Genomic DNA, 23414 nt, shown 5'->3' on the forward strand with positions numbered 1-23414 from the left:
AGCGACACGCAGGCTAAAGGAGAAAACGATGCCAGCATCCACTGTTTTCTACGGCGAGTTCGAGATGGTCGTGCGCCCTGAGACCAACAAGTTCGGCGCATGGATCGCGAGCGTGAGCCTGAAAAATAGCGCGGGTAAAGTTGTCGATATTCGCCCGATGACCGTTCAACCCGAATGGCTGACCGAAGAAGAAGCGATCAGAGACGCGGTCGAATGGGGCCACCGGTTCATCGATCGTGAGTTCGAATCGGAGCAGCCTCACTCCTGGGTCAGCGCCCGGTCTCGCGCGGAGGTCTGGTTCCGCGATGCGGAAGAAAAATCGCACGGGCCAGACATCAGTTCCTGAACGCTGCAAAGCCGGCCCTGCAAAACGCTCGCAGGCTCAGTGAAATTTTTCCGCAGCCGCTCTCTACTTCCGCAGACGCGCCCCGATTTCCTGGGTACTGAGCGACAACAGATCTTCGCTGATCTGCTCGAATATCATTCGACGCGCTTCCTCGCTCAGATTCGAACGCACCATGCCGAGAAATTTCGCCTCCATGGCGAGCCGCAGCCGATTGTAAAGTTGATGGAGTCGCCCTTTCTCCAGATAGTCGGCAACTCGCTTTGCAAATTTCTCGCGGTCTTTCTCGGTCAGGGCCGTACCGGTGTATTCATCGTTGACGAGAACTTCGACCTGCTGCAAGTCGAGCGTAAGCCCAGGCATCCGGAAAACACGCGCGCGCCCTCCGTCAGCCACGACAAGCCAGGTAACTTCGACCATCATGCACCTCTGAGCAGGAATTTTTTAGCGCATCCGAGGCGCTCGATTGCCGACAGTGCCGACGACACTCACTCAAGATAGCAGTTCGGACCGGATACGCCCAAGGTCAATTCACCGATTCATCGCATCGGCGCGAAGTTCGCCGCTCGCCCGGCTTCCGTACAACAGCTTCGAGCGCTACGAGCGCTTGCCTCTTGCCGGAGTCCTGTGCCGTTTCGCATCCGCAGCGGGCAGCAGATTTGCCGCCAGGAAATCGACGAAGACCCTCAGCTTGGGCGACACGTACGGACTCGACGGCCACACCGCGCGGAACACGCCGCTGTGTTCGACGTATTCATCCAGCACCGTCACGAGGCCGCCATCGGTGAGTTGCCGGCGGATCGCAAAGTCCGGCACGCAGGTTACGCCGAGCCCTTCCTCGGCGAGCGCGATCAGCGGCTCGATCGTGCTCGACGAGGCCGTGACGGGCAGCGCCACGTCATTGCCGGAAGCGGGCGTCACCAAAGGCCAGCGCTGCAACTTGCCGCTGGTCGGATAGCGATGATGCAAGCAGGCGTGGTTCAACAGATCCTCGGGCTTCGACGGCGTACCGGCGCGAGCAAAGTAAGACGGCGCGCCGACGAGTTGAAGCCGGTAAGCGCCGAGCGTGCGCGCGATCAGCCGCGAGTCGCTGGCGTCGCCGGTGCGCACGACGACGTCGAAGCCATCGTTGACGACATCCACCAGGTGATCGCTGAAATCCAGATCGAGTTCGATCTCGGGATAGGCGCGCATGAAGCCGCTCAAGGTCGGCATCATCAGCATACCGACCATCGGCAAACTCACGCGAAGCCGGCCCGTGGGCGCACCTTTGGCTTGCGCGAAGCCGAACTCGATCGCGTCGATTTCGGAAAAGATGCGGCGACAACTCTCGAGGAATTGGTGGCCTTCGTGCGTCAGCGTGATGCTGCGCGTGCTGCGGTGGAAAAGGCGCACGCCGAGGCGTTTCTCGAGCCGTGCCACGGCTTTACCGACCGCGGATGAAGACAGGCCGAGTTGCTGGCCGGCATCCGTGAAACTGCGCAACTCCGCAGCGCGGGAAAAGACTTTGAGTGCGTTGAGACTGTCCACGCCGCATCCCCACGATTGCGGACATTGGTGTCCGATAAGTCGGGAACTCTAGCATATTGATGGCCGGGAACGCCGCCCTCAGAATCATGCAACGCATCACTTTCGCCCTGAGGCATTGCATGAAATCCGCACACGTTACCTCCGCTCTCCCCGCTCCGATCTACTGGCTGGCGCTCGGCGCTTTCGCGATCGGCACCGAAGGCTTCATGATCTCCCCGCTGTTACCCGGACTCGCCGCCGATCTCTCGGTGAAGATCGAAACCGCGGGCCAGCTGGTCACCGTTTTCGCTCTGGCCTATGGTCTCAGCTCGCCGGTGTTGACGGCGCTAAGCGGCAGTCTGAATCGCCGCACCTTGTTGCTCGCGAGCATGATCGCCTTCGCGCTCTCCAATGTCCTTGCCATGGTCGTGCCGAACTTCTGGGCGCTGGTGGGCGCGCGCGTGCTGCTGGCGCTGTCTGCCGGTCTGTATGTGCCGGGTGCGAATGCGCTGGCGAGCGTGATCGTGCCGCCCGAACGCCGCGGCCGCGCGATCGCGGTGGTCAATGGCGGCATCACGATCGCCATCGCACTCGGCGTGCCCCTCGGCGCGGTCGTCGGTCATGCACTTGGCTGGCGTATGACGTTTGCCGGCGTCGCCGGCCTGGCGACGCTCGCCGCGGCCGGCCTGGTCATCGGGCTGCCGCGTGACATCGGAGCGGGCATTCCGACCGCGACGCTGCGCGAACGCATCGCGGTGGCGCGCAACCCGGTCGTGCTGGCAACGCTGCTGACGACCACGCTCTGGGCCACCGGCGCCTACACGGTCTACACGTATCTCTCGCCGTTTCTCGCCAGTGTCACCGGCTTGGCCGGTGCGCAGATCGGCATGGTGATGTTCATGTGGGGGCTCGCTGCCGCAGCCGGCGTCGTGACCGGCGGCAACGCCAGCGACCGGTTCGGGCCGCTGGCCGTGATCGTGCCGACGATCGCGCTGTCGGGCCTCGCCTTCGCCACGCTGTCGATCAGCGCGCGCTTCCTGTCACCCGGGGCCGCACTCATGCCCGTGCTCGTGGCCATCGCGTTGTGGGGCGTCGCGCACTGGGCGTTCTATCCGGCGCAGCAGGCGCGGCTCATCGACATCGCCGGCCTCAAGGTCGCATCGATCGTGCTGTCGCTCAATGCATCGTTCATGTATATCGGTTTCTCGATAGGCGCCGCGCTCGGCGCACTGACCCTGGCTCACGGCGGCGTGGGTAGCCTCGGATGGGTCGCGGCGGCCAGCGAGCTGGCGGCAGTGCTGCTGACGCTGGCGATCGTCGGACGGCCAGCCGTGATGGGCGCGACTTGCCAGGCGGAGCGCGGATAGTTGCCTGATTGCCGCCGGTGCTGTCACTCAGAACGACCTGTCCAATGCGGCGGCGCATCGCACTGGACAGTTGTCGCACCGTTCTTTTCAACCGTGAGATTGACAGAACGTGCGCCACCAGGCCGCGTTCTATGCCGCGTACCTGCGGGCACGGTCAGCAATTGGCCGGCTTGCAGGTCGATTGATCCCTCTTCGACGTCGATGGTAAGAACGCCTTCGACGACGAGAAATGTCTCGTCCGAATCCGGATGAAAGTGCCAGAAAAATGGCGCGTCCATGACGCTCAAATGGACGTCGTGGTCATTGACGCTCGTCAGTACCTTGTTTGAATATCCTTGCGGCGTGTCGCCGGCGACCGCGCCAATATCGATCATCTGGATCATGTCGTCTCCGTTTAACGTTACAGGCAGGATGATTGAGCTATTAGGACACAGAGAACGCTTGGCTTACTAACTGACTCTGCACGTCCAGCGTAGTCCGGTATCGACGTGGTCGTTAAGGCAGAAATTTTCACGAGTATGTGAGCGAAACTCGCCGGTCGCTGCAAGCTTGCCGATGTTCTTACCCATTAAGCAAAGACCGTTCCGAAGCTGATGCGGTCGTCGGCATCGCCCAAACGCCAAACCTCGAAGTTCGGTACGATAAGCCCGCCTGCCGCACGAGCACATCCTGCTATGAACGAAATGACAATGGACTGGGGCGATGTCCGCGTGTTTCTCGCGATTGCCCGTTGCGGCACACTCGGCGCAGCCGCGCGCCAACTGGGGCAGACCCAGCCCACCATGGGCCGCCGGCTGCGTGCGCTCGAAAACGCGGTCGGCCAGGCGCTGTTCCAGCGCACCGCCGACGGCTTCGTCCTGACCGACGAAGGCCATGCGGTATTGAGTTTCGCGGAGCGAATGGAGGAAGAAGCGCTCGCGTTCACACGTTCGCTTGCCGGGACCACGCAGCAGTTGACGGGCTCGCTGCGCGTGTCGTCGTCCGACTGGTTTGGCATTCATGTGCTGACACCGGTATTCGCCACGTTTCTGTCGCGGCATCCGCAACTGTCGATCGAGTTGATCACCGATTCGCGACGCTACAGTCTCTCGCGCCGTGAGGCGGATCTCGTGTTTCGCATCACGCCTTTCGACGAACCCGACGTGATCCAGCGAAAGATCATGGATCTGAACTACGCGCTGTACGGGCACGCCGATCTGGTTGCACCGCAGGCCGGCGATGGCGCGGGGCAATCGCTGATCACGATGGACAGCGCCTTCGAGGCGTTGCCCGACGTGACGTGGATTCGCCGCATGCTGCCGAATGCACGAGTTGCGTACGCCAGCAACAATCGTGGCGTCCAGGCGCGCATGTGCGCCGAGGGCGGCGGCTTCGCGGTCCTGCCGTCCGCGCTCGGCGACAACACGCCGGGACTGCGGCGCATCGACCTCGGCGAAACGCCGCCGGGCCGTGAGGTCTGGCTCGGCTACCATCGCGACCTTCGGCGGCTGGGGCGGTTGCGGGCGCTGATCGACGTTGTCGTCGACAGACTCGCCAACGCCGGATAGGCATCTGACCGCCGCTGAAATCACTCGCGGCCGCCGACCGGCGCAACCAGCGTCACTCGATATCGACGACGATTTTGCCCCGCGCGCTGCGATCGCTGATTGCGTCGTACCCCTGTTCCGCCGAGCGAAGATCGAAGCGGCGCGGATCGAGCCGCGGCGTCAATTGACCCGCTTCGGCGAGGCGCGTCGCCTCGCCGAGCATCTCACCGTGATGCGCCCGATTCTCGCCGCTCAGCAGCGCATGCAGGGTGAACACGCCGGAATACGTCGCCTCGCGAAAGGACAGCGGCGCGAGTGCATGCGTACCCCAGCCGAGCGCGCTGACGACATGGCCAAAATGCTTGACCGCCGCGAACGATGCATCGAGCGTTGCGCCGCCCACCGTGTCGGCGACCACCTCGAAGCCCGCGCCGCCCGTATGCTGGGCGACGTATTGCTCGACGTTCTGCGCGGCGTAATCGATCGGCGTGGCGCCGAGGCGTGTGAGTTCGTCGTGATCGCGTGCGCTCGCCGTGGCGAACACCCGCGCTCCGAGCGCCCGCGCAAGTTGCACCGAGACGTGGCCCACGCCACCCGCGCCGCCTTGCACGAGCACCGTTTGTCCGGCCTGAAGCTTCGCGCGATCCACGATTCCCATGTACGCGGTGATGAACACCAGCGGCAGAGAGGCGGCTTCGCGCATCGACAGATTGGCGGGCTTCAATGCGAGCAGATCCGCGTCGACGGCGGCATATTGTGCAAGCGAACCCTGGATGCCGCCGACGCCGCCGGTCATGCCGTAGACCTCGTCGCCCGCTTTGAAGCGGGTCACGCCCGCGCCCACCGCCTCGACCACGCCGGCCATGTCGATGCCGAGCACCAGCGGCAGCGGATGTTTTGCATGAGCGGCGCCACCTGAGCGAATTTTCGTGTCGAGCGGGTTGAGACCGGCCGCCGCGACGCGCACCAATACCTGGCCGGGCAACGGTTCGGGGCGCGCCAAGGTGGTGAGTTCCAGCGGTCCGTTGTACTGGGAGAGAACGAGGGCTTGCATTGTCATGGTCAACGCTCCTTGCAGATACCGGTAAGAGGAAAAGCAGATGAAGCGAATAGTGACCCATGCAAACCGGTATGAAAACTCACAAATATGCACACCCGTCATGCATTAACGCATGGCGCAACCTTTTGCCAGAGGCGGCTAGCAGCGGGATTCGTCCTACGAGACGACAGCACAGGCCTGCTAACCGCCGAGAGCCTTCCGCGTCACAGAAACATCGAAGCGTCTTTGATCAGCGCGGGCGTCACTCGGGCCTTGAGCATATCGAGCCACGCCTTGGTCTTGGCGTCGAGAAAGTGTCTGGAGGGATACAACGCGGAGACCGTGACGTCAGGCGACCGCCACGACGGAAGAACGCGAACCAGACGCCCGTCACGTATCGAATCCCTGGCCGTGAACCACGGCAACAATGCTATACCGCTAGCTTGCTCCGCGGTCTTCAGAAGGACGTCGGGATTGTCCGCAATGATGGGGCCGACGGCTTGCGCCTGATAGGTCCGCTTGCCCGACATCAGTTCCCACTCCGAGGTCACAGAAGGATTGATCAGCCGAATGCAGGCATGGTTCGCCAGGTCGCGCGGATGCCGGGGCGTACCGTACTGTTTAATGTAGGCGGGCGCCGCGCACATCACACCGAACACCGTACCCAGCGGCAGCGCCACCAATCCCGAATCCGACAGTTGTCGCGACAGGTAGATGCCCACGTCGATGCCCTCCGCAAGCAGCGCCGGCGCGTACTGTGAAGTCGCGTACTCGATGCTTACTTTGGGAAACGCCGCGCAGAATTCGGCGATCAGCGGGACCACATAGTAATTCCCGAAGCTACCCATGCATTGAACCCTGAGCCGCCCCGCCGGCTCGATCGTTGCCCCTGATGCGTACGCCTCCGCCACATTCACGCGCTCCAGGATATCCCGGCACTGAGTCACATACGTCTCGCCGGCGCTGGTAAGCGCAATCCGGCGGGTCGTTCTCTGCAGCAGTTTGGTGCGCAGGCGCTCTTCCAGGCCGGATACGAGCCGCGAGATCTGTGCGGTCGTCAACTCCATCTGCTCGGCGGCCGACGTGAAGGTTCCGGCATCCACCACCCTGACAAACGCCGTCATGGCGTGAAGCAGTCCGTAATCCAGATTTTTACGCATGATGTAACTAAGTTTCCAATCTGCCTCGATTGTTACTCACAGTAGGACTATTCAGAATGGTCGTCAAGCCGGCACTGCGTCCGAATCCGTCAGACAGCGGCGCCCCTTTTCGACATCTTTGGAGCAACACCATGAACGGTGCAGAAAGTCTGCTGAAGTCGCTGGTTGCTAGCGACGTGGAAGTCTGTTTTGGAAACCCGGGCACATCGGAAATGCATTTCGTCGCCGCGCTCGACGCGGTGAAAGAAATGCGACCCGTGCTGGGTCTTCAGGAAAATGTCGTGACGGGCGCCGCCGACGGCTACGCACGCATGGCCGGCAAGCCGGCCGCCACGCTTCTGCACCTGGGACCGGGGCTGGCAAACGGCCTGAGCAATCTTCACAACGCGCGCCGGGCGTCCAGTCCGATCGTGAATATCGTCGGGGACCATGCGTCGTCGCACGCACGGTACGACGCGCCGCTCGCCTCGGACATCGCCGGCTTTGCACGCCCGGTGTCGGACTGGGTTCATTCGTCCACGAGCGCCCGTTCTGTCGGCGCGGATGCGGCACGCGCCGTGCGCGCAGCGCGGGAAGCGCCGGGCAAGATCGCGACGCTGATTCTCCCGGCCGACACCGCCTGGGATCCGGCGGTTGAAGTTGCCGCTCCGCTGCCGCTTCAGCCGCGCACACACGCGGCCGGTTCGACTATCGACCGGGTAGCCAGCAAACTGCAGGCAGGCTTAAAGGCGGTCCTCCTCGTCAGAGGCGACGCGCTTCTCGGCGAAGGTCTGGTCGCGGCGGGCAAAATCGCGGCGAAGACCGGGGCGCGGTTGGTGTCCGACACGTTTGCACCACGTTTGGAACGCGGCGCGGGTCGTGTACAGGTCGAGCGGCTTCCCTACTTCGGCGAGCACGCCACTGAATTCCTCGCCGAGACAGAGCTGCTGATTCTGGTCGGCGCGCGTCCCCCGGTCAGTTTCTTCGCGTATCCCGACAAACCCAGCTGGCTCACGCCCGACGCCTGCGAGATCGCCGTGCTAAGTCATCCGCACGAAGACGGCGCGGCCGCACTGGCAGCGCTCATGGACGCCGTGAATGCGCGAGGCGTCGAGGAACGCGTCGTCGCTCGGCAAGCGATTGCCTTGTCACTCGACGGCGCACTCGACGCGAAAAGCATCGCGCAGATCGTGGCCATGCATCTGCCCACGAACGCGATCGTCGCCGACGAGGGCGTTTCGTCGACACTGCCTTACTACGACCTCCTGAATAACACCGCGCCGCACGATTTTCTCAATCTGACCGGCGGCGCGATCGGCAGCATGATGGCCGTGTCGACCGGCGCCTCCATTGCGCGCCCGGACCGCAAGGTTGTAACGCTGGTCGGCGACGGCAGCGCAATGTACACCGTGCAGTCGCTCTGGACTCAGGCGCGCGAGAACCTCGACATCGTGACCGTCGTGTTTGCCAATCGCGGTTACAAGGTGCTGAACAACGAACTGGTGCGCGTGGGCGCGTCTTCGAATGGACCGAACTCGGGCGCCATGCTCGATCTGGGCACCCCGGCGTTGGACTGGGTTTCGATCGGACAGGGCTTGGGTGTCGGCGCCGTCCGCGCGAATTCCCGCCGCGCTTTCGAGCAGGCGTTCGCTTCGGCGATCGCGCAGCGTGGCCCGCGCCTGATCGAAGCAGTGCTCGAGTAAGCGCCCGGAACCTGAAACGGGGGCAGGCCCAACATGTCAATTTCGTAATGAACCGGTGGGGATCGCGTCAGGTGCGGAAGCGCAATATGGCTTCCAGACGCTCAAGGAAGAAAGACCCGCGCAATACCAGTAGCGTCGAATTAGCTGCTGCTATTCAGCGAATTTCCCTCAATCAACCATCGTATTTATTTCGGAGTCTGAATCATGAAGAAAGCTATTGTTTGCCTCGCCCTCGCTGCTGCCGCCTTGTCCGCTCCGGTGCTCAGCTTCGCGCAATCCAATGGGCCGGTGACGCGCGCCGAGGTCCGCAGCGATCTCGTGCAGGTGGAACGGGCCGGCTATAACCCGGCGCGATCCGAAGATGCCAACTACCCGGCCGACATCCAGGCCGCCGAAGCGAAAGTCACGGCGCAATCCACGCATCAACAGGCGGCGCAGGGCTACGGCGGTGTGCCGGCGAACAGCACGTCGTCAGGCGGTCCGGCGCACACGGCGACGCAATCGACCTGTGTCGGTCCGGTCAGCTTCTGCACCCCGTACTTCGGCAAATGAATGACATGCCGTGCAGGTCCCGTGCTTGTCGCTAGACGCACGGGACCGAATTTTATTCTGAAGATCTTCCCGGCGGCAAAACCAGGTTTCGCCGTTGACGACACCTGACCGAACCGCCGCTTGCCTCAAGCCGCGCCGATGAAGCGCGTCAACCCTTGACGAATTCCGTCTCCCACGCCTGCTCGATTGCCTGCAATGCAGTCAACACGATCGACCGGTTCAGCGCCGCCGCGAGCGTGCCGTCGCGCTCGGCATACGCCTCGCACAACCGTTGGTGATCGGCGCACGAGCGCTGCATGCGTCCGGGCAACGACGTGCTGAGGTGCCGCAGCCGGTTGGTGCGCATCCGCATCGAATCGAGCACTTCCTTGAAGATGCCGTTACGGCTCACCCGCAATTCCTCATCGCGAAACGCGACATTAGCCCAGAAATAGCCGTCGACGTCGGCGCGCGCGGCCGCATCGGCGAGACGCGCGTGCGCGCGCCACAATGACTCGAGGTCCTCGGCGGTGGCGTGTTCGACGATTGCCAGCGACACCTGCCCATATAACAGCACGCGCAGTTGATAGATCTCGCGTACTTCCGTGAGGGTCATCGACGACACGCGCGGACGCCGCCGCGGCGACCAGTCGACCAGCCGTTCGCGATTCAGCACGAACAGCGCTTCACGCACCGGCGTGCGGCTGACGTTGAAGCGTTTCGCGAGATCGACCGAATTCAGGTCGTCGCCCGGTTGCAGCCGTCCTTCGATGATGCCGCGCGCCACCCAGTCGACGATCTCCCCGACCGGCGATGCGTCGCCCTGCTCCTCTTCGTCGCGTGTGTCGACAGTTTCGTCCATCCCGTTATTCCTCGATATCCCTTGGCGTGCCGCCCGGCTGCGTGGACGGATTCTAGCAAACCAGCGGCTGGCCAGGCCGGTGCGGCTCCCTGCTCGATTTCCCTAAGTGTGCACAGTTCGTCGAATATTTCTTGAAATCTCCCTGTGATTCGCCATACACTTGGCGAAAGTGTCGACACTACCAATATAGGACGCTAAGTCCAGATCGGAGACGCAAGCATGTACATCGAAAAGGAGATCGCCGGCGCAACCGCCGTCGAAGCCAGCGTTTCGGCGCGGCTCGACCGCCTGCCGCCGACGCGTTATTTCAGCGGCCTCGTCGCGCGCATCGCGATCGGCGGCTGGTTCGAGTTTTATGAAATGTTCATGGCCGCCTATATCTCACTGGGACTCATCGGCAGTGGTCTGTACCGCGCCACCACGGCCGGCCTGTTCGACGTCAACGGCTTCGCCAGCTTTCTCGGCTCGTTTTTCGCCGGGATGTTCGTCGGCACGGTGGCGCTCGGCGGCTTCACCGACCGCTTCGGACGACGCGCCGTGTTCACCTGCGCGATGCTGATCTATTCGGTCGCGACCTTCGCCGCCGCATTCCAGCATTCGCCGGAATCCATGGATCTCTGGCGCTTCGTCGCGGGTCTCGGGATCGGCGTGCAACTCATTACTGTCGACACTTATATTTCCGAGCTGACGCCGTATCACACACGCGGCCGCTACAGCGCATTCAGCATCCTCGTGATCCTGACTTCCGTGCCGACCGTCGCGGTGCTGTCGTTTCTGCTTGTGCCGCACACGATCCTCGGTCTCGAAGGCTGGCGCTGGGTGATGATCATCGGCTCGGCCGGCGCCGTGCTGATCTGGTTCATGCGGCGCGGACTGCCGGAGTCGCCGCGCTGGCTCGAAAGCAAAGGCCGTGTCGACGAAGCACGTGCCATCGTCGATGCGATCGAGGCCCGCGTGGTCGCCGAAACCGGCCGCCCGTTGCAGGCACCGGCGCACCACACGCCGGAACCGCCAGCCGGCGAGCGCGGCGGTTCATGGTCGGAGATGTGGAAAGGCCGCTACTTGAGCCGCACGGTGATGCTGTCGTTCTTCAACTTCTTCCAGACCTTCGGCGTGTACGGCTTCGGCGCGTGGGTGCCGGTGCTGCTCTACACGAAGGGCATCACGATCACGCATTCGCTGCTCTACACGATGGTGATCGCATTTGCGACGCCGCTTGGCGCGCTCGGCGCGATGGCGTGGGCCGAGCGCGTCCAGCGCAAGTGGCAACTGGTCGGCTGCGCGATCGTCGTCGCGGTGGCCGGGGTGCTGTTCGGCATGGTGCGCGAACCCGTGCTGATCCTGCTGTTCGGCAGCGCCGTGACGATCGCGAACAACTGGCTGATCGGCATCTTTCACACCTATCAGGCCGAGCTATATCCGACCCGGATTCGCGCCCGCGCCGTCGGTTTCGTTTTTAGCTGGAGCCGTCTGAGTTCGATCTTCGTCGGTTTCTGGGTGGCGGCATTGCTGAAGCATTCGGGCGTGCCCGCCGTGTTCGTGCTGATTTCGTCAGCCATGTTTGTGATCGTCGTGATGGTCGGGCTGCTAGGGCCGAAGACCAACGGCATTCGTCTGGAGGAGTTGTCTCAATGAGTTCCATCGCCGCCGCATTCGCGCACGGCCTTTTCGCACTGGCGCAGCGTCCGCTGCCGGTTCCGGTCGCAGAGGAAGCCAGGCGTTCTTTGATCAATGTGATCGGCACGTCGATCGGCGCGTCGCGGCATCCCGGTGTCGACGCGATCCTCGCCGCCGCCGCCGAACTTGGCGTCGCGCAGATCGCGCCGGTGCCGGGCCGCAGCGAAAAAGTCGATCTGCATTTTTCAGCGCTCGCGACCGGCTTTGCCGGCCATCTCGACGATTTCGACGATACCCATCTCGCGACCGTCATTCACCCCGCCGCTTCGGTGCTCGCCGTGCTGACCGCCCTCGCGCCGGACACGCGGCCCACCGGCGCAGCCGCGCTGACCGCCTTCACGCTCGGCTGCGAAGCGCAGTTGCGGGTCGGCGTCTCGATCTCGCCGGAACACTACGATCGCGGCTGGCACATCACCGGCACGTGCGGCGTGATCGGCTGCGCGGTAACGGCCGCGCTGCTGCTCGGTCTCGACGAAGCGGGATTGGCGCAAGCGGTGTCGATCGCCGCCTCGATGTTCGTCGGCCAGCGCGAAGCGTTCGGCACGATGACCAAGCCCTATCACCCCGGCAAGGCGGCTGCGAACGGCATTGCGGCCGCGCGTCTCGCGCAGCAAGGCCTGCGCGCCACCGCCGATATTTTCGAAGCCGCCGGCGGCTACTCGCATTCGATGTCGACCAAGGTCGATTTCGAGCTGATGAACGGCGCGTTCGGCGAGCGCTGGGAACTGCTCTTCAACACGTACAAGCCGTATCCGTGCGGCATCGTCGCGCACCCTGCGATCGACGCGGGACTCGCGCTCGCACCGCAAATCGACGACGTGCAGTCGATCGAGTCGATCACCCTGCGCTGCCATCCGCTCGTGCCCGAACTGATGGGCAATCCGCAGCCGAAGGACGGCCTGCAGGCGCGCTTCAGCGCGATTCATGGCGTGGCGGCCGCGCTGTGCGACGGCCAGGTCGGTCTCGCGCAATACGAAGACGCGCGCGTGGTGCGGGACGACGTCACGGCGGTGCGCGCGCTGACCAGGCTCGCACCCGACGCCTCGGTCAATCGCGACGAAGTCTTTATCGCGGCAACGCTGAAGGACGGCACGGTCGTCGAACATCACGTCGACCATGCGCGCGGCAGCCTCGCGCGTCCGCTGACCGACGACGAACTGATGCACAAGGTCCGTCTGCTGGTGGATTCGCAGTTGGGCGACGGCATCGCCGCTCAACTCGCTGCCGCCGTGGCGACACTCGACACGGCCGCCAATCTCGACGCGCTCTTTGCACTCTGCGCACCGTCTGAGGAACTGAATCATGCATAACGCCGCTCAACATTCCGTCGTGTCCGACGCGCTCGTCGGCTTCGCGATCGCCGCGCTGCCCGCCTCGGCCGACGCCGCACTCGACGCCGCCCGCGACGCGCTCACCCACGCGCGCCTGATCACCGATCCGGCGACGCGCTCCACCGAGCAGATCAGCGCACTGCTGCAATCGCAAGGCAGCGCGACGACCGATTCCCGCACCCGCGCATGGATTCTCGGCGCGTCGCTCGCGACGCAGGCCGCCGCGTCGCCGGCAATGCCGGTGCTCGCCGCCGTGATCGCAGCTGGCGACACGCTCGACTCATCCGAAAGCGATGCGATCGCCGCGGCCGCGATCGGCATCGAAGCCGCCGCGCGTATTCTCAGCGCGGTCGACAGCGTTGAATTCCGCGCGCGCTGGAATGTGGCGTCGTCGGTGGGCTTGCTGGGCGCGGTGCTGGCAGTCTCGCGCCTGCTGCGTCTCGACGAAGTGCATACACGTCACGCGCTCGGCGTCGCCGCAACCCAGGCCGCGGGCCTCGCGCACAACGCGGACCACGCGATGGAAGCCATCGAGATCGGCAAGGCCGCAGCGGACGCGCTCGAAGCCGCGATGATCGCGAAGCACGGCTTCACGAGCGCGGCTGCGTCCATCGACGGACGGCGCGGTTTTGCGGCGCTGATGGCGTATCGCTTCGACGCTGCCGCCATCACGGAAGCGCTGGGTACGCGCTGGACTTCGCTCGACTGAGCGTGACGCGCTTCGCCCGATGTGTTTGCCGCATCGGGCGAAGCTGTCATCCACCACCAATGCTCGACGCCTTTTATCGGCCACACCACGGGAATCCAATATGTCCAGCAAGCGAATCATCCAAGCCTCGTTGCCCGCGCTGTTCTCGCTGTGCGCGGTACTGAGCGGCGCGAACGCCATCGCGCAGACGCCCGCGTCGCAACCGTCGGCCGGTGGCCTGCCGGCGCACTCGCCGTTCGATATTCCATACGGCATGCCGATCAGCCTGCAAAGCGCCAACCAGGCGCTCGAAGCCGCCGAGGCTGAAGCCGCGCGGCACGGCTGGCCCGAAGCAATCGCTGTGACCGATCCCAGCGGAGAACTCGTCGCGTTCGCGAAGATGGACAACACGCAGAACTCGTCGCCGAAAATCGCGCTGCGCAAGGCCGCGACCGCCGCGCGCTTTCGCCGCGATACGCGCACGTTCTATAACGCCTTCGAAGCCGGCCACACCGCTTCGGCGACGCTCGATCCTTCAGTGGTCGCCTCGCCCGGCGGCTATCCGCTCGTGATCGGCGGCAAGATCGTCGGAGCGATCGGATGCAGCGGCGGCAGCGGCGACCAGGATGCGGATATCTGCAAGGCGGGCGCGGACGCGTTGAAGTAGACCCAAGGGTCGCCGTTTTGCGCCGCTTGCGTTGATCGAATGACACGCTCGCAAGCCGGATCGATCAGGATGCCTTTTTAATGCACGGAGAAGTTCATCATGGACGACAAACCCGCTGCCGCGTCAGCGACGCCGCCAATCGCTTCATCACGGCGCCGGTTCCTGATCAAAAGCGTCGCGGTGTTGCCGGTGGCGGGCGGCCTAGCCGCGTGCGATCGACCCGGCGGCATGACGGCGTCAGCAGCGGCGTCGACCAGCGCTGGCAGCGACGGATCTAGCGCGACACCGTACCAGCCGAAGTTCTTCAAGCCCGACGAGTGGAGCGTTCTGCAAGCCGTGATCGACCGCCTGATTCCCGCCGATGCGGAAGGACCGGGCGCGCTCGAACTCGACGTCGCGGCATTCATCGACCGGCAGATGGAAGGCGCGTTCGGTCACGCGGCAGCGTGGTATATGCACGGCCCGTTTCATCCGGACGCAACCCCGCTCGCCGGCTATCAAAGTCCCATGTCCCCTCGCGACCTGTACCGCACCGGCATCGCGGCGCTCGACGCCTATTGCAAGGCGCACTTCGGCGGCAAGCCGTTCGTGCAATTGACGACCGCGCAACAGGACACGCTGCTGCATGGCATGGATAGCGGCAAGGTCAAATTCGAGCAAACCTCGGCCGGTCATTTCATCGCGCTGCTGTGGCAGAACACGAAAGAAGGCTATTTCTCCGATCCGATTCACGGCGGCAACAAGCACGCCGCGAGCTGGACCATGATCGGATTTCCCGGCGCACGCGCCGACTATCTCGACTGGGTCGCGCAACCCGGCAAAGTCTATCCGCTCGGATCCGTGACGATCGAAGGCAAGGTCTAGCCGTTTTCATCTGGCAACGCTCGCAGCAGCAGCACCATATAAAACACACGCCAGGAGGAGACACATGGCGAACATCAGTAAACCCAAAGTGGACGCGGTGGTCGTCGGCATGGGCTGGTCGGGTTCGATCATGGCGATCGAACTGGCGAACGCCGGCCTCACCGTGGTCGGCCTCGAACGCGGTGAAAACCGCGATACGTATCCCGACTTCGCGTACCCGAAGATCGCAGACGAACTGACCTACGTGCAGCGCTTCAGGCTGATGCAAAGCCTCGCGCATGAGACTGTCACGATCCGCCGCAAGGCGCAGGAAGTCGCGCTACCGTTACGCCAGTACGGCGCCTTTCTGTTCGGCGACGGCGTCGGCGGCTCGGGCGTGCACTGGAACGGCTTTACGTATCGCGCGACCGATGCCGACCTGAAGCTGCGCAGCCACTACGAGCAACGCTACGGCAAGGGCTTCATTCCCGACGACATGACGATTCAGGACTGGCCCGTCAGCGCCGCCGAACTCGAGCCGTTCTACGACCGCTTCGAATATGTCGCCGGCACGTCGGGCAAGGCGGGCAATCTCAACGGGCAATCGGTCGGCGGCGGTAATCCGTTCGAAGCGCCCCGCTCGCGCGATTACGCATTGCCGCCCTTGCCCACCGCGTATCCGTCGATGCTGTTCGAGCAGGCCGCGCGCGAAGTCGGCTTTCACCCGTATCCGACGCCTGCGTCGATTGCGTCGAAGGCGTACACGAACCCGTATGGCATGCAGCTAGGGCCGTGCAACTTCTGCGGCTACTGCGAGCTGTTCGGCTGCTACATGTTTTCGAAAGCGTCGCCGCAGACCTGCATTCTTCCGGCGCTCGCGAGAAAGCCGAATTTCGAATTGCGCGACCGCTCGGCGGTCGTCAAGGTCAATCTCGACGCGACCGGCAAACGCGCCACCGGCGTTACCTATATCGACGCTCAAGGACACACTGTCGAGCAGCCGGCGGATATCGTCGCCTTGTGCGCGTACCAGATGCACAACGTGCGCCTGCTGCTGTTATCGGGTATCGGCAAGCCATACGATCCGGCCACCGGCGAAGGCACTGTCGGCAAGAACTACGCGTATCAGAAGAACAGCAAGATTCCGGTCTTCTTCGACAAGGACGTCGCGATCAATCCGTTCATCGGTACGGGAGCGGGCGGCGTCGTTTATGACGATTTCAATGCCGACAACTTCGATCATGGTCCGCTGAATTTCATCGGTGGTGCGATTACGTTTGCGACGGTGACGGGCGGCCGTCCGATCGCGCAGGCCCTCGTGCCGCCCGGCACGCCGAAGTGGGGCTCGGGGTGGAAGAAAGCCGTGAAAGACCACTATCTGCATTCGTTCGCCATCTCCACGCAAGGCTCGGTGATGTCGTACCGCGACAACTATCTCGATCTCGATCCGACTTACAAGGATGCGTATGGTCTGCCGCTATTGCGCATGACGTTCGACTGGAAAGACAACGAAGGCCGTATGACGCAGTTCGTCAGCCACAAGGCTGCGGATGTCGCGCGCGCGATGAACCCGAAACCGCAATCGGTTGCGATCAACGCGGGCAAACCGGGCGATCACTTCGACGTCGGTCCGTATCAGAGCACCCATACGACCGGTGGCGCGATTGCGGGCGACCGGCCGGACAACAGCGTGGTGAATAAATATCTTCAGTCATGGGATGTCCCGAATGTGTTCGTGGCCGGCGCCTGTTCGTTTCCGCAAAATCTCGGCATCAATCCGACCGGCACGATCGGCGCCATGACGTACTACGCGGCGAAAGCGATCCGCGAGACGTATCTGAAGAATCCCGGCCCGCTGGTTCAGGCGTGAGCGACCGTCATGACAATCAAATTCGGTCGCTTGAGACAGTACCTGATTCCCGTGTTTGCGCTGATGTGCAGCGGCGCGCCCGGCGGCGGTGCGAACGCGCAAACTTTGAATGCCACGCCCACGCCAGTGACCGTCGACGCGCAGTTAGTCAAAGGCGCCTATCTCGCGAAAGTCGGCGATTGCGCGGCCTGTCACACGGTGAACAAGGCGCAACCGTTCGCGGGCGGTCTGCCGCTCGCGACGCCCTTCGGCACGCTCTATTCGACCAACATCACACCGGACGCATCGACCGGAATCGGCGGATACAGCTACGAGGACTTCGCTGCGGCGTTGCGTCAAGGGATTGCCAAAGACGGCCATCGCCTGTATCCGGCAATGCCGTATCCGTCGTACGCGAAGATCGACGACGCCGATATGCATGCGCTCTATCGCTACTTCATGCAAGGCGTCAAACCCGTCGGGCAGAAGGATCGTGCATCCGAACTCCGCTTCCCGTTCAACGTTCGCGCGCTGATGACCGTGTGGGATCGTTTGTATGCGCATGAGCAACTGCCCTATCAAGCCGATCCGCACCAGAGCGTCGAATGGAATCGTGGCGCGTATCTGGTGCAAGGGCTCGCACATTGCGGCGCATGTCATACGCCGCACGGCATGCTCGGGCAGGAGAGCGTACTCGACGAGAAGGACAACACCGCGTTCCTGTCCGGCAATACGCTCGCGGGCTGGTATGCGCCCAACCTGCGCGGACACAAGGCGCAAACATCGGACAGCGACAGGGTATGGAACAAGGCGGATCTCGTCGCCTATCTGCGCAGTGGGCGTTTGCATGACGGCGCGGCATTCGGCCCGATGACGGAAGTCATTGACGACAGCACGCAATATCTGCACGACGACGATCTGAACGCGATTGCAACGTATCTGACGTCGCCATCATTGCAAGCGGGCGCGACGCCGCCCGCCACGCAGCAAACTGGTCGCGCGGAACAGACGGCTATCGCGCTCCGAGCCGGTCACATCGATTCGACCGGCGCCCATCTCTATCTGGACAATTGCGCGGCCTGTCACCGCACGGATGGCACCGGCGCAATGCCGGCTTTCCCCAGTCTCAGGGGCAATGCATCGGTGCTGAGCGGCGATCCGGCATCGCTGATTCATATCGTATTGAGCGGCTCACATATGCCGTCCACCGCAGCCGCGCCGACGCCGCTCGCCATGCCCGACTTCGGCTGGCGTTTGACCGATCAGCAGATCGCGGATCTATTGAGCTTTGTGCGAAGCAGTTGGGGAAATCGCGCGGCGGCCGTCACCGCTGGCGAAGTCGCCAAGGTTCGCGGTGTGGCCGTCAGCGCGAAATAACCTGGCAGCATTGCAGCGTGAAGCGTTTGCGCGCGATGTTTGAATGCGTGAACGAAAGAAGCCCAGTGCATTAATCGCCGCACTGGGCTTCTTTCGTGGAAAACGAGCGCGCCTAGAACTTGTGGTGAATCGCGACGCGCGCCACGGCTTGATGATTGTTCGACGAATCGCCGAGACTGCCGATATCCGCAACCGCCGCAGCGCCGGTGGAGCTCGTGCCGCTTGCGGTCTGGAAGGTGCCGAGGAGATAGACATCGGTACGCTTGGACAGCGCGTAGTCGACCAGCAACGAGAACTGGTTGTACTTCTGGTCGCCGATGTCGCCCTTCACCGCGTTCCCCTTCGTATAGTTGTATTCCCCCGACAGAGACAGCGCCGGCGTGAAGCGATAGAGCGCGTTCAACTCATAGCTGTTGAACGTCGCGGTCGCGCCACCGAATGCGCCGATATTCATGTACTTGGTATTCGAATACACCGCGCCGATCTTTGCCGGGCCGAAATCGTACGAGCCGCCTGTCGTGATGATTTGCAGCGAGTTGGCCGGCTTCGTGCCGAGATAGCCCGAGTTCAGCGAGTTGAACGTCGCGGCGCTCGCGTTGCTGTTCAGGATCGAGCCCAACGCCGACGGATTCTTGAACAGTTCATACGCGACCGCAATCCCGAACGGGCCGTGTCCGTAATTCGCACCGAGGCTGTATCCGCTCGACTGCGAAATCTCGCCCGCCACACCGCCCAGACTCACCGTGCCGCCGAAAGTCAGGCCGTTGAAATTCGGGCTCGCGTATTTGATCGTGCTGTTCGCGCGAAACGTGTGGTTGACGTTGTCGAGGTCGCCCGGATGTTCCGTCGTCGATCCGCCATACGCCGCGGCATAGCCGTAGTTGCCGACGTAGTCGTTGATGCTGTCGTACTGACGGCCCAACGTCACAGAGCCGAACGAGCTGCTGGCGAGGCCCACGTAGGCTTGCCGGCCGAATGCGGTGCCGCCTTGTCCGAACGCGCCCGTGCTGACGTTGATGCCCGACTCCAGCACGAAGATCGCCCTCAGGCCGCCGCCCAGATCTTCGGCGCCCCGGATGCCCCAGCGGCTGCCCTGCGTGCCCGCGTTGGAATCGACCGAGAATTGCCGGCCGCCTACGTTCTTGCCGTTCACTACGTTCTTCGCGTTGGTGTTGATCATCACGCCTTCATCGACAATGCCGTATAGCGTCACCGAGCTCTGCGCATGAGCGTTCACAGCAAAAGTACCCAATATCGATAATGCAAAAAGCGACTTTTTCATTCTGTCATCTCCACCAAGTCATGATTTATTTGTGCCTTAAACATTTCATTCTGTAATACTAATTAATTTGATGTCTTTACCGCATAAGCAATCCTCCTGCGAAACCCGCAGCGGCGAGTTCGACTTAAAACTGTTCGACCGCGGCGCGCGGATGGGCTCCGCCGCGCCGCCGTCGGAACGATCAGCCTAGAAAAGCGCCGCCGTTCGCATGAATCGCCTGGCCCGTCAGATAGCGTGCTGTCGGGCCGCACAGAAACTGCACGAGGCTTGCGACCTCGTCGGGCTGGCCGCGCCGGCCGAGCAAGGTGGTGCGCTCAGCGTGATGCGCGGGTTCCTTGTTGCCCGCCGCGCCGCCGCGCACGGTCGCGATCAAGCCGGGCACCACGCAATTGACCGTGATGCCGTCCGGACCCAGATCGTGCGCCAGCGCGCGCGTCAAACCGACGAGGCCCGCTTTCGCGGCGATCACGTGCGCGCGCCCCGCCGAACCGGCATGCGCGGACATGCCGCCGATATTGACGATCGCGCCGGCCTTCGATTGCCGCAGATAGGGCAACGCCGCATGCGCGCACAGATACGCGCCGTCGAGAATCACCGACATCACTTCGCGCCAGCGCGCGTAATCCAGCTCCGCGAACGGCACTTCGCGACGCACCGCGGCGTTGTTGACGAGAATGTCGATCTGCCCGAAATGGTGAATCGCTGCTTCCATCAGACTTTGTGCGCCCGCCGGTTCGCTGACGTCGGCCAGATGTGCGGCCGCGCGGCCGCCCGCGGCCTCGATCGCGCGCACGACTTCGGCGGCCTCGTCGGCGGAACTGCGCGCATTGACGAGCACCGCGTTGCCCGCTGCCGCGAGTTGCAGCGCGATCTCGCGGCCGATATTGCGCGCCGCCCCGGTGACGACCGCGACGCCGCTAACTTCTCCTTTCATGAATGCACTCCCAGTGATTCCGTTGATAGTGTGGGTTTCGCGCTGGCTTGCAGCGGCCGGTCGGGACGAATCCAGAACGACAGCGCAATGCCGACCAGCAACAGCGCGATCGACATCACGAACGGCAGGCGATAGCTGCCCGTCATGTCGGTAATCAGGCCGAACGCGACCGGCGACACGACCGCCGCGAGACCGGCCGCCGTGCTGATGAAGCCGCTCGCGACGCCCGCAAAGGCCGGCGCGATATCCATCGGCACGGCCCAGATCGGGCCTTCGGTCGATTCGAGGCAGAACAATGCGGCGGCCAGACACAGTGCGATCAGGGTCCGGTCCCGCACGAACAGCACGCACGTGAGGAATACCAGCGAGCCTGCGAAGCCCATGATGATCACGTTGCGGCGCGCCGTGTTCAGATTGCCGGTGCGTCGATAGATCGCGTCGGTCAACAAGCCGCCCGCCGTATCACCGACCACGCCGGCGAGAAACACGCCCGACGTAAACAGCGCCGTGCTTTTCAGATCGATGCCGTACTCGCCGACAAAGAAGCTCGGCAGCCAGCTCAGATACAGCCACAGCGTCCATGCATGACAGAAGAACACCAGCGTGACCGGCATGATGCGCCGGATCAGCGGCCACCATGGCACCGCCGTGCGATGGCGCGGACCGGCATACGGCGGCAACGTATCCACTTCAGCGGCGGTGATCGACGGATGCGTGCGCGGATCGTCGCGGAAATACAGCGCCCACACGACCACCCAGATCGCGCTGACGCAGCCCAGCGCGACAAACGCGCCTCGCCAGCCGAGCAGCGGAATCATCAGCACGAGCAGCGGCGGCGTGACGGTGGCCGCCAGGCGAGCAGCCGAGTGCGTGAAGCCCTGTGCGAAGCCGCGTTTTACCGACGGAACCCAGTTGGCCATCGCGCGCGTGGCGTTCGGAATCGTGCCGGCCTCGCCGAGACCGACCAGCGCGCGCGAGAGCACCAGCGTCATGAGGCCGCCGGTCACGCCGGTCGCGAGCGTGCCGAGCGTCCACAGGATGCCCGAGAACGCCAGCATCCGGCGAGGTCCGATCTTGTCGCCGAGATAGCCGTTGATGACCTGGAAGATCGCATAACAATAGCCGAACGCCGAGAGCGCGATGCCGAGCTGCGTATTCGAGAGATGCATCTCCGATTTCAATAGCGGCGCCGCGATGGAAAGATTGACCCGGTCGACGTATTCGATGAAATACATCGCGCAGATGAGCATGAATACTCTGCCCGTCGTGCCGGTAAACATGCCAGCTTTCGCTTTCATCTTGAACCGCCCCGCCGGTGACCGCGACTGTGACCTTGATGCATGGTTTGCTCCTTCAGTTTCGATTGCCGCCGACGCCCTGCGGCGCGCGACGTACATCATTCGGAATACGTACGATCATTTCTGCAGTGCCCGGTGCGCGGTTTCCGGCGCCCACTTCACGCAGAACAGACCGACCAGATAGATCAGCGAGACAGCGGTGATCGCGAGCGGATAGGAACCGAACATCGCCGCGAGCGCGCCGACAATCGACGGCCCCGCCGCGCCGAGCACGCGGCCGAAGCTGAAAGCGAATCCAGAACCGAGCGCCCGCTGCATCGTCGGGAACATTTCGGGCAGCCAGATCGTGAACAGCGAGAACACGCCGCTCGTGAAAAAGCCAAGCAGCGGCAGTGTGATCAGGAATAGCGGCAGGCTTTTCAGCAACACCACGATGCCGAAGTACGACGTGACGTTGCAGATCAGCGCGCCGGAGAAGAACAGCGTGGCGACTGATTTTCGGCGCGGAATCCAGCGCACGATCCACGGCATCGCGACGCATCCCGCGAGCGTGCCGACGCTCAGAATCAGGCCGCTCAGCGAGCCGAGATACTGCGCATCGGCAACGGATGCGCCGCCCGCGCGCTGCCAGGTAATCACGAGCGTCGGAATCCAGAACGTCGACGACCACAGCCCGAAGATCAGGCACGTCATCATTAGCGCCGCCGACCAGGTCGTGCGCGACATGCCAGGCGCGAACAGGTCGCGGACGCGCGCACGCGGACCCAGTGCGCGGCGCTGTTCTTGCCAGCGGCGCGACTCCGGCACGCCGAGCCGCAGCCAGATCGTCAGCAACGCGGGCGCGCTGCCGATCAGAAACAGGATGCGCCAGCCGCCCAGCGGCAAAATCACCAGCGCGGCGGCGGATGCCAGCAGAAAGCCGATCGGCGTGCCGGTATGCAGCCATCCCGACAGACGCTCGCGCAAATGCTCCGGCACCGACTCCTGCAACAACGGCGCGCCGGCAGCCCACTCGCCGCCTATGCCAAAGCCCGTCAGAAAACGAAAGATCGCGAACGACACGATGCCTGGCGCGAGCCCGCAGGCGCCGGTAAAGATCGAATAGATGAGGATCGTCGCGCACATGGTCGGCACACGGCCGAAGCGGTCCGCGCACCAGCCCCAGAACATCGAACAGGCCCAGCCGAGCATGAACAGGCTGAACATCAAACCGCCGAGCCGCGCGATATGCGCGTGATCGGCCACGAAGCCGCTTTTCGGCAGCAACTCGGTCAACGCCGGCACGATCACGTAGATGTAGATGGCGTTGTCGAAGCCGTCCAGCATCCAGCCCGCCCAGGTGGCGATAAAGACGCGATACGGACGCGCTGCTGCGACTGCCACACCGACGGAACCCGACATCTCGTCTCCTGAATCCACGGTCCGCCGCGTTCGTGGGTATTGCGGCTT

At 63.4% G+C, this 23414-nt stretch carries 22 protein-coding genes; 12 read left to right on the forward strand and 10 right to left on the reverse strand.

The genetic code is table 11. The features are described from left to right. Positions 1 to 28 precede the first annotated feature (28 nt). Positions 29 to 346 (forward strand): DUF6566 family protein, encoded by a 318-nt coding sequence (locus HF916_RS25430; protein WP_168791521.1) that lies wholly within the window; start codon positions 29 to 31, stop codon positions 344 to 346. A gap of 63 nt (positions 347 to 409) precedes the next feature. Here HF916_RS25430 and HF916_RS25435 read toward each other — a convergent pair whose 3' ends face one another. Both HF916_RS25435 and HF916_RS25440 read right to left on the reverse strand, forming a co-directional pair. After that, positions 410 to 685: a host attachment protein gene (locus HF916_RS25435; RefSeq protein WP_240975494.1), complete on the reverse strand. Its 276-nt coding sequence runs from the start codon at positions 683 to 685 to the stop codon at positions 410 to 412. A gap of 255 nt (positions 686 to 940) precedes the next feature. Further along, positions 941 to 1873, reverse strand: coding sequence for a LysR family transcriptional regulator (locus HF916_RS25440; RefSeq protein WP_168791523.1), 933 nt, complete (start codon positions 1871 to 1873; stop codon positions 941 to 943). A gap of 119 nt (positions 1874 to 1992) precedes the next feature. On the opposite strand from HF916_RS25440, the gene HF916_RS25445 reads away from it, so the two are divergent. After that, positions 1993 to 3219, forward strand: coding sequence for an MFS transporter (locus HF916_RS25445; protein ID WP_168791524.1), 1227 nt, complete (start codon positions 1993 to 1995; stop codon positions 3217 to 3219). 23 nt (positions 3220 to 3242) lie between these two features. Here HF916_RS25445 and HF916_RS25450 read toward each other — a convergent pair whose 3' ends face one another. Beyond that, the gene (locus HF916_RS25450; protein ID WP_168791525.1) at positions 3243 to 3602 is read right to left on the reverse strand and encodes a cupin domain-containing protein; all 360 of its coding nucleotides are present in this window, start codon (positions 3600 to 3602) and stop codon (positions 3243 to 3245) included. 291 nt (positions 3603 to 3893) lie between these two features. On the opposite strand from HF916_RS25450, the gene HF916_RS25455 reads away from it, so the two are divergent. After that, a complete protein-coding gene (locus tag HF916_RS25455) occupies positions 3894 to 4766 on the forward strand; it encodes a LysR family transcriptional regulator (RefSeq protein ID WP_168791526.1) in 873 nt (290 codons plus the stop codon). Positions 4767 to 4818: 52 nt separating this feature from the next. Here HF916_RS25455 and HF916_RS25460 read toward each other — a convergent pair whose 3' ends face one another. Together HF916_RS25460 and HF916_RS25465 are read right to left on the reverse strand one after the other, a co-directional pair. Further along, positions 4819 to 5805 (reverse strand): zinc-dependent alcohol dehydrogenase family protein, encoded by a 987-nt coding sequence (locus HF916_RS25460; RefSeq protein ID WP_168791527.1) that lies wholly within the window; start codon positions 5803 to 5805, stop codon positions 4819 to 4821. 203 nt (positions 5806 to 6008) lie between these two features. After that, the gene (locus HF916_RS25465; protein WP_168791528.1) at positions 6009 to 6944 is read right to left on the reverse strand and encodes a LysR family transcriptional regulator; all 936 of its coding nucleotides are present in this window, start codon (positions 6942 to 6944) and stop codon (positions 6009 to 6011) included. A 131-nt stretch (positions 6945 to 7075) separates the two neighbouring features. Between HF916_RS25465 and HF916_RS25470 the strand changes: the two genes are divergently transcribed. Both HF916_RS25470 and HF916_RS25475 read left to right on the forward strand, forming a co-directional pair. After that, entirely contained in the window at positions 7076 to 8626 is a 1551-nt protein-coding gene (locus HF916_RS25470) for an acetolactate synthase large subunit (protein WP_168791529.1), read from the forward strand. A 204-nt stretch (positions 8627 to 8830) separates the two neighbouring features. Then, a complete protein-coding gene (locus tag HF916_RS25475) occupies positions 8831 to 9178 on the forward strand; it encodes a DUF4148 domain-containing protein (RefSeq protein WP_168791530.1) in 348 nt (115 codons plus the stop codon). 148 nt (positions 9179 to 9326) lie between these two features. Here HF916_RS25475 and HF916_RS25480 read toward each other — a convergent pair whose 3' ends face one another. After that, positions 9327 to 10019 (reverse strand): GntR family transcriptional regulator, encoded by a 693-nt coding sequence (locus HF916_RS25480; protein ID WP_168791531.1) that lies wholly within the window; start codon positions 10017 to 10019, stop codon positions 9327 to 9329. A 219-nt stretch (positions 10020 to 10238) separates the two neighbouring features. Between HF916_RS25480 and HF916_RS25485 the strand changes: the two genes are divergently transcribed. The 7 genes from HF916_RS25485 (at position 10239) to HF916_RS25515 (ending at position 18451) form a co-directional block, all read left to right on the forward strand. Beyond that, positions 10239 to 11654 (forward strand): MFS transporter, encoded by a 1416-nt coding sequence (locus HF916_RS25485; RefSeq protein ID WP_168791532.1) that lies wholly within the window; start codon positions 10239 to 10241, stop codon positions 11652 to 11654. Next, positions 11651 to 13006: an MmgE/PrpD family protein gene (locus tag HF916_RS25490; RefSeq protein ID WP_168791533.1), complete on the forward strand. Its 1356-nt coding sequence runs from the start codon at positions 11651 to 11653 to the stop codon at positions 13004 to 13006. The genes HF916_RS25485 and HF916_RS25490 overlap by 4 nt, the downstream gene beginning before the upstream one ends. Beyond that, positions 12999 to 13736, forward strand: coding sequence for an MmgE/PrpD family protein (locus HF916_RS25495; protein ID WP_168791534.1), 738 nt, complete (start codon positions 12999 to 13001; stop codon positions 13734 to 13736). The genes HF916_RS25490 and HF916_RS25495 overlap by 8 nt, the downstream gene beginning before the upstream one ends. Before the next feature lie 100 nt (positions 13737 to 13836). Next, positions 13837 to 14382 carry a GlcG/HbpS family heme-binding protein gene (locus HF916_RS25500; protein WP_168791535.1) on the forward strand — a complete coding sequence of 182 codons (546 nt, stop codon included), beginning with the start codon at positions 13837 to 13839 and terminating at the stop codon, positions 14380 to 14382. 99 nt (positions 14383 to 14481) lie between these two features. Continuing rightward, positions 14482 to 15246: a gluconate 2-dehydrogenase subunit 3 family protein gene (locus tag HF916_RS25505; RefSeq protein WP_168791536.1), complete on the forward strand. Its 765-nt coding sequence runs from the start codon at positions 14482 to 14484 to the stop codon at positions 15244 to 15246. A gap of 64 nt (positions 15247 to 15310) precedes the next feature. After that, positions 15311 to 17095: a GMC family oxidoreductase gene (locus HF916_RS25510; RefSeq protein WP_168791537.1), complete on the forward strand. Its 1785-nt coding sequence runs from the start codon at positions 15311 to 15313 to the stop codon at positions 17093 to 17095. 9 nt (positions 17096 to 17104) lie between these two features. Further along, a complete protein-coding gene (locus tag HF916_RS25515; RefSeq protein ID WP_206001856.1) occupies positions 17105 to 18451 on the forward strand; it encodes a c-type cytochrome in 1347 nt (448 codons plus the stop codon). A 112-nt stretch (positions 18452 to 18563) separates the two neighbouring features. Here the strand turns inward: HF916_RS25515 and HF916_RS25520 are convergent, their stop codons facing one another. The 4 genes from HF916_RS25520 to HF916_RS25535 form a co-directional block, all read right to left on the reverse strand. Continuing rightward, positions 18564 to 19733, reverse strand: coding sequence for a porin (locus HF916_RS25520; RefSeq protein ID WP_168791538.1), 1170 nt, complete (start codon positions 19731 to 19733; stop codon positions 18564 to 18566). Between the two features lie 181 nt (positions 19734 to 19914). Further along, on the reverse strand, positions 19915 to 20667 hold the full coding sequence (locus tag HF916_RS25525) for an SDR family NAD(P)-dependent oxidoreductase (RefSeq protein ID WP_168791539.1): 753 nt from the start codon (positions 20665 to 20667) through the stop codon (positions 19915 to 19917). After that, entirely contained in the window at positions 20664 to 21965 is a 1302-nt protein-coding gene (locus tag HF916_RS25530; protein WP_206001857.1) for an MFS transporter, read from the reverse strand. Before HF916_RS25530 ends, HF916_RS25525 begins: the two co-directional genes overlap by 4 nt. A gap of 117 nt (positions 21966 to 22082) precedes the next feature. After that, on the reverse strand, positions 22083 to 23366 hold the full coding sequence (locus HF916_RS25535; protein WP_168791540.1) for an MFS transporter: 1284 nt from the start codon (positions 23364 to 23366) through the stop codon (positions 22083 to 22085). Positions 23367 to 23414 lie beyond the last annotated feature (48 nt).

This window comes from Paraburkholderia aromaticivorans (assembly GCF_012689525.1).
GTDB classification, from domain to species: domain Bacteria; phylum Pseudomonadota; class Gammaproteobacteria; order Burkholderiales; family Burkholderiaceae; genus Paraburkholderia; species Paraburkholderia aromaticivorans_A.

What these genes read in the sequence shown, in the direction of transcription:
- HF916_RS25430 (WP_168791521.1), top strand. Translation starts at nt 29, where the DNA reads ATGCCAGCATCCACTGTTTTCTACGGCGAGTTCGAGATGGTCGTGCGC.
- HF916_RS25445 (WP_168791524.1), top strand. Translation starts at nt 1,993, where the DNA reads ATGAAATCCGCACACGTTACCTCCGCTCTCCCCGCTCCGATCTACTGG.
- HF916_RS25450 (WP_168791525.1), bottom strand. Translation starts at nt 3,602, where the DNA reads ATGATCCAGATGATCGATATTGGCGCGGTCGCCGGCGACACGCCGCAA.
- HF916_RS25455 (WP_168791526.1), top strand. Translation starts at nt 3,894, where the DNA reads ATGAACGAAATGACAATGGACTGGGGCGATGTCCGCGTGTTTCTCGCG.
- HF916_RS25460 (WP_168791527.1), bottom strand. Translation starts at nt 5,805, where the DNA reads ATGACAATGCAAGCCCTCGTTCTCTCCCAGTACAACGGACCGCTGGAA.
- HF916_RS25465 (WP_168791528.1), bottom strand. Translation starts at nt 6,944, where the DNA reads ATGCGTAAAAATCTGGATTACGGACTGCTTCACGCCATGACGGCGTTT.
- HF916_RS25470 (WP_168791529.1), top strand. Translation starts at nt 7,076, where the DNA reads ATGAACGGTGCAGAAAGTCTGCTGAAGTCGCTGGTTGCTAGCGACGTG.
- HF916_RS25475 (WP_168791530.1), top strand. Translation starts at nt 8,831, where the DNA reads ATGAAGAAAGCTATTGTTTGCCTCGCCCTCGCTGCTGCCGCCTTGTCC.
- HF916_RS25480 (WP_168791531.1), bottom strand. Translation starts at nt 10,019, where the DNA reads ATGGACGAAACTGTCGACACACGCGACGAAGAGGAGCAGGGCGACGCA.
- HF916_RS25485 (WP_168791532.1), top strand. Translation starts at nt 10,239, where the DNA reads ATGTACATCGAAAAGGAGATCGCCGGCGCAACCGCCGTCGAAGCCAGC.
- HF916_RS25490 (WP_168791533.1), top strand. Translation starts at nt 11,651, where the DNA reads ATGAGTTCCATCGCCGCCGCATTCGCGCACGGCCTTTTCGCACTGGCG.
- HF916_RS25495 (WP_168791534.1), top strand. Translation starts at nt 12,999, where the DNA reads ATGCATAACGCCGCTCAACATTCCGTCGTGTCCGACGCGCTCGTCGGC.
- HF916_RS25500 (WP_168791535.1), top strand. Translation starts at nt 13,837, where the DNA reads ATGTCCAGCAAGCGAATCATCCAAGCCTCGTTGCCCGCGCTGTTCTCG.
- HF916_RS25505 (WP_168791536.1), top strand. Translation starts at nt 14,482, where the DNA reads ATGGACGACAAACCCGCTGCCGCGTCAGCGACGCCGCCAATCGCTTCA.
- HF916_RS25510 (WP_168791537.1), top strand. Translation starts at nt 15,311, where the DNA reads ATGGCGAACATCAGTAAACCCAAAGTGGACGCGGTGGTCGTCGGCATG.
- HF916_RS25515 (WP_206001856.1), top strand. Translation starts at nt 17,105, where the DNA reads ATGACAATCAAATTCGGTCGCTTGAGACAGTACCTGATTCCCGTGTTT.
- HF916_RS25520 (WP_168791538.1), bottom strand. Translation starts at nt 19,733, where the DNA reads ATGAAAAAGTCGCTTTTTGCATTATCGATATTGGGTACTTTTGCTGTG.
- HF916_RS25525 (WP_168791539.1), bottom strand. Translation starts at nt 20,667, where the DNA reads ATGAAAGGAGAAGTTAGCGGCGTCGCGGTCGTCACCGGGGCGGCGCGC.
- HF916_RS25530 (WP_206001857.1), bottom strand. Translation starts at nt 21,965, where the DNA reads ATGAAAGCGAAAGCTGGCATGTTTACCGGCACGACGGGCAGAGTATTC.
- HF916_RS25535 (WP_168791540.1), bottom strand. Translation starts at nt 23,366, where the DNA reads ATGTCGGGTTCCGTCGGTGTGGCAGTCGCAGCAGCGCGTCCGTATCGC.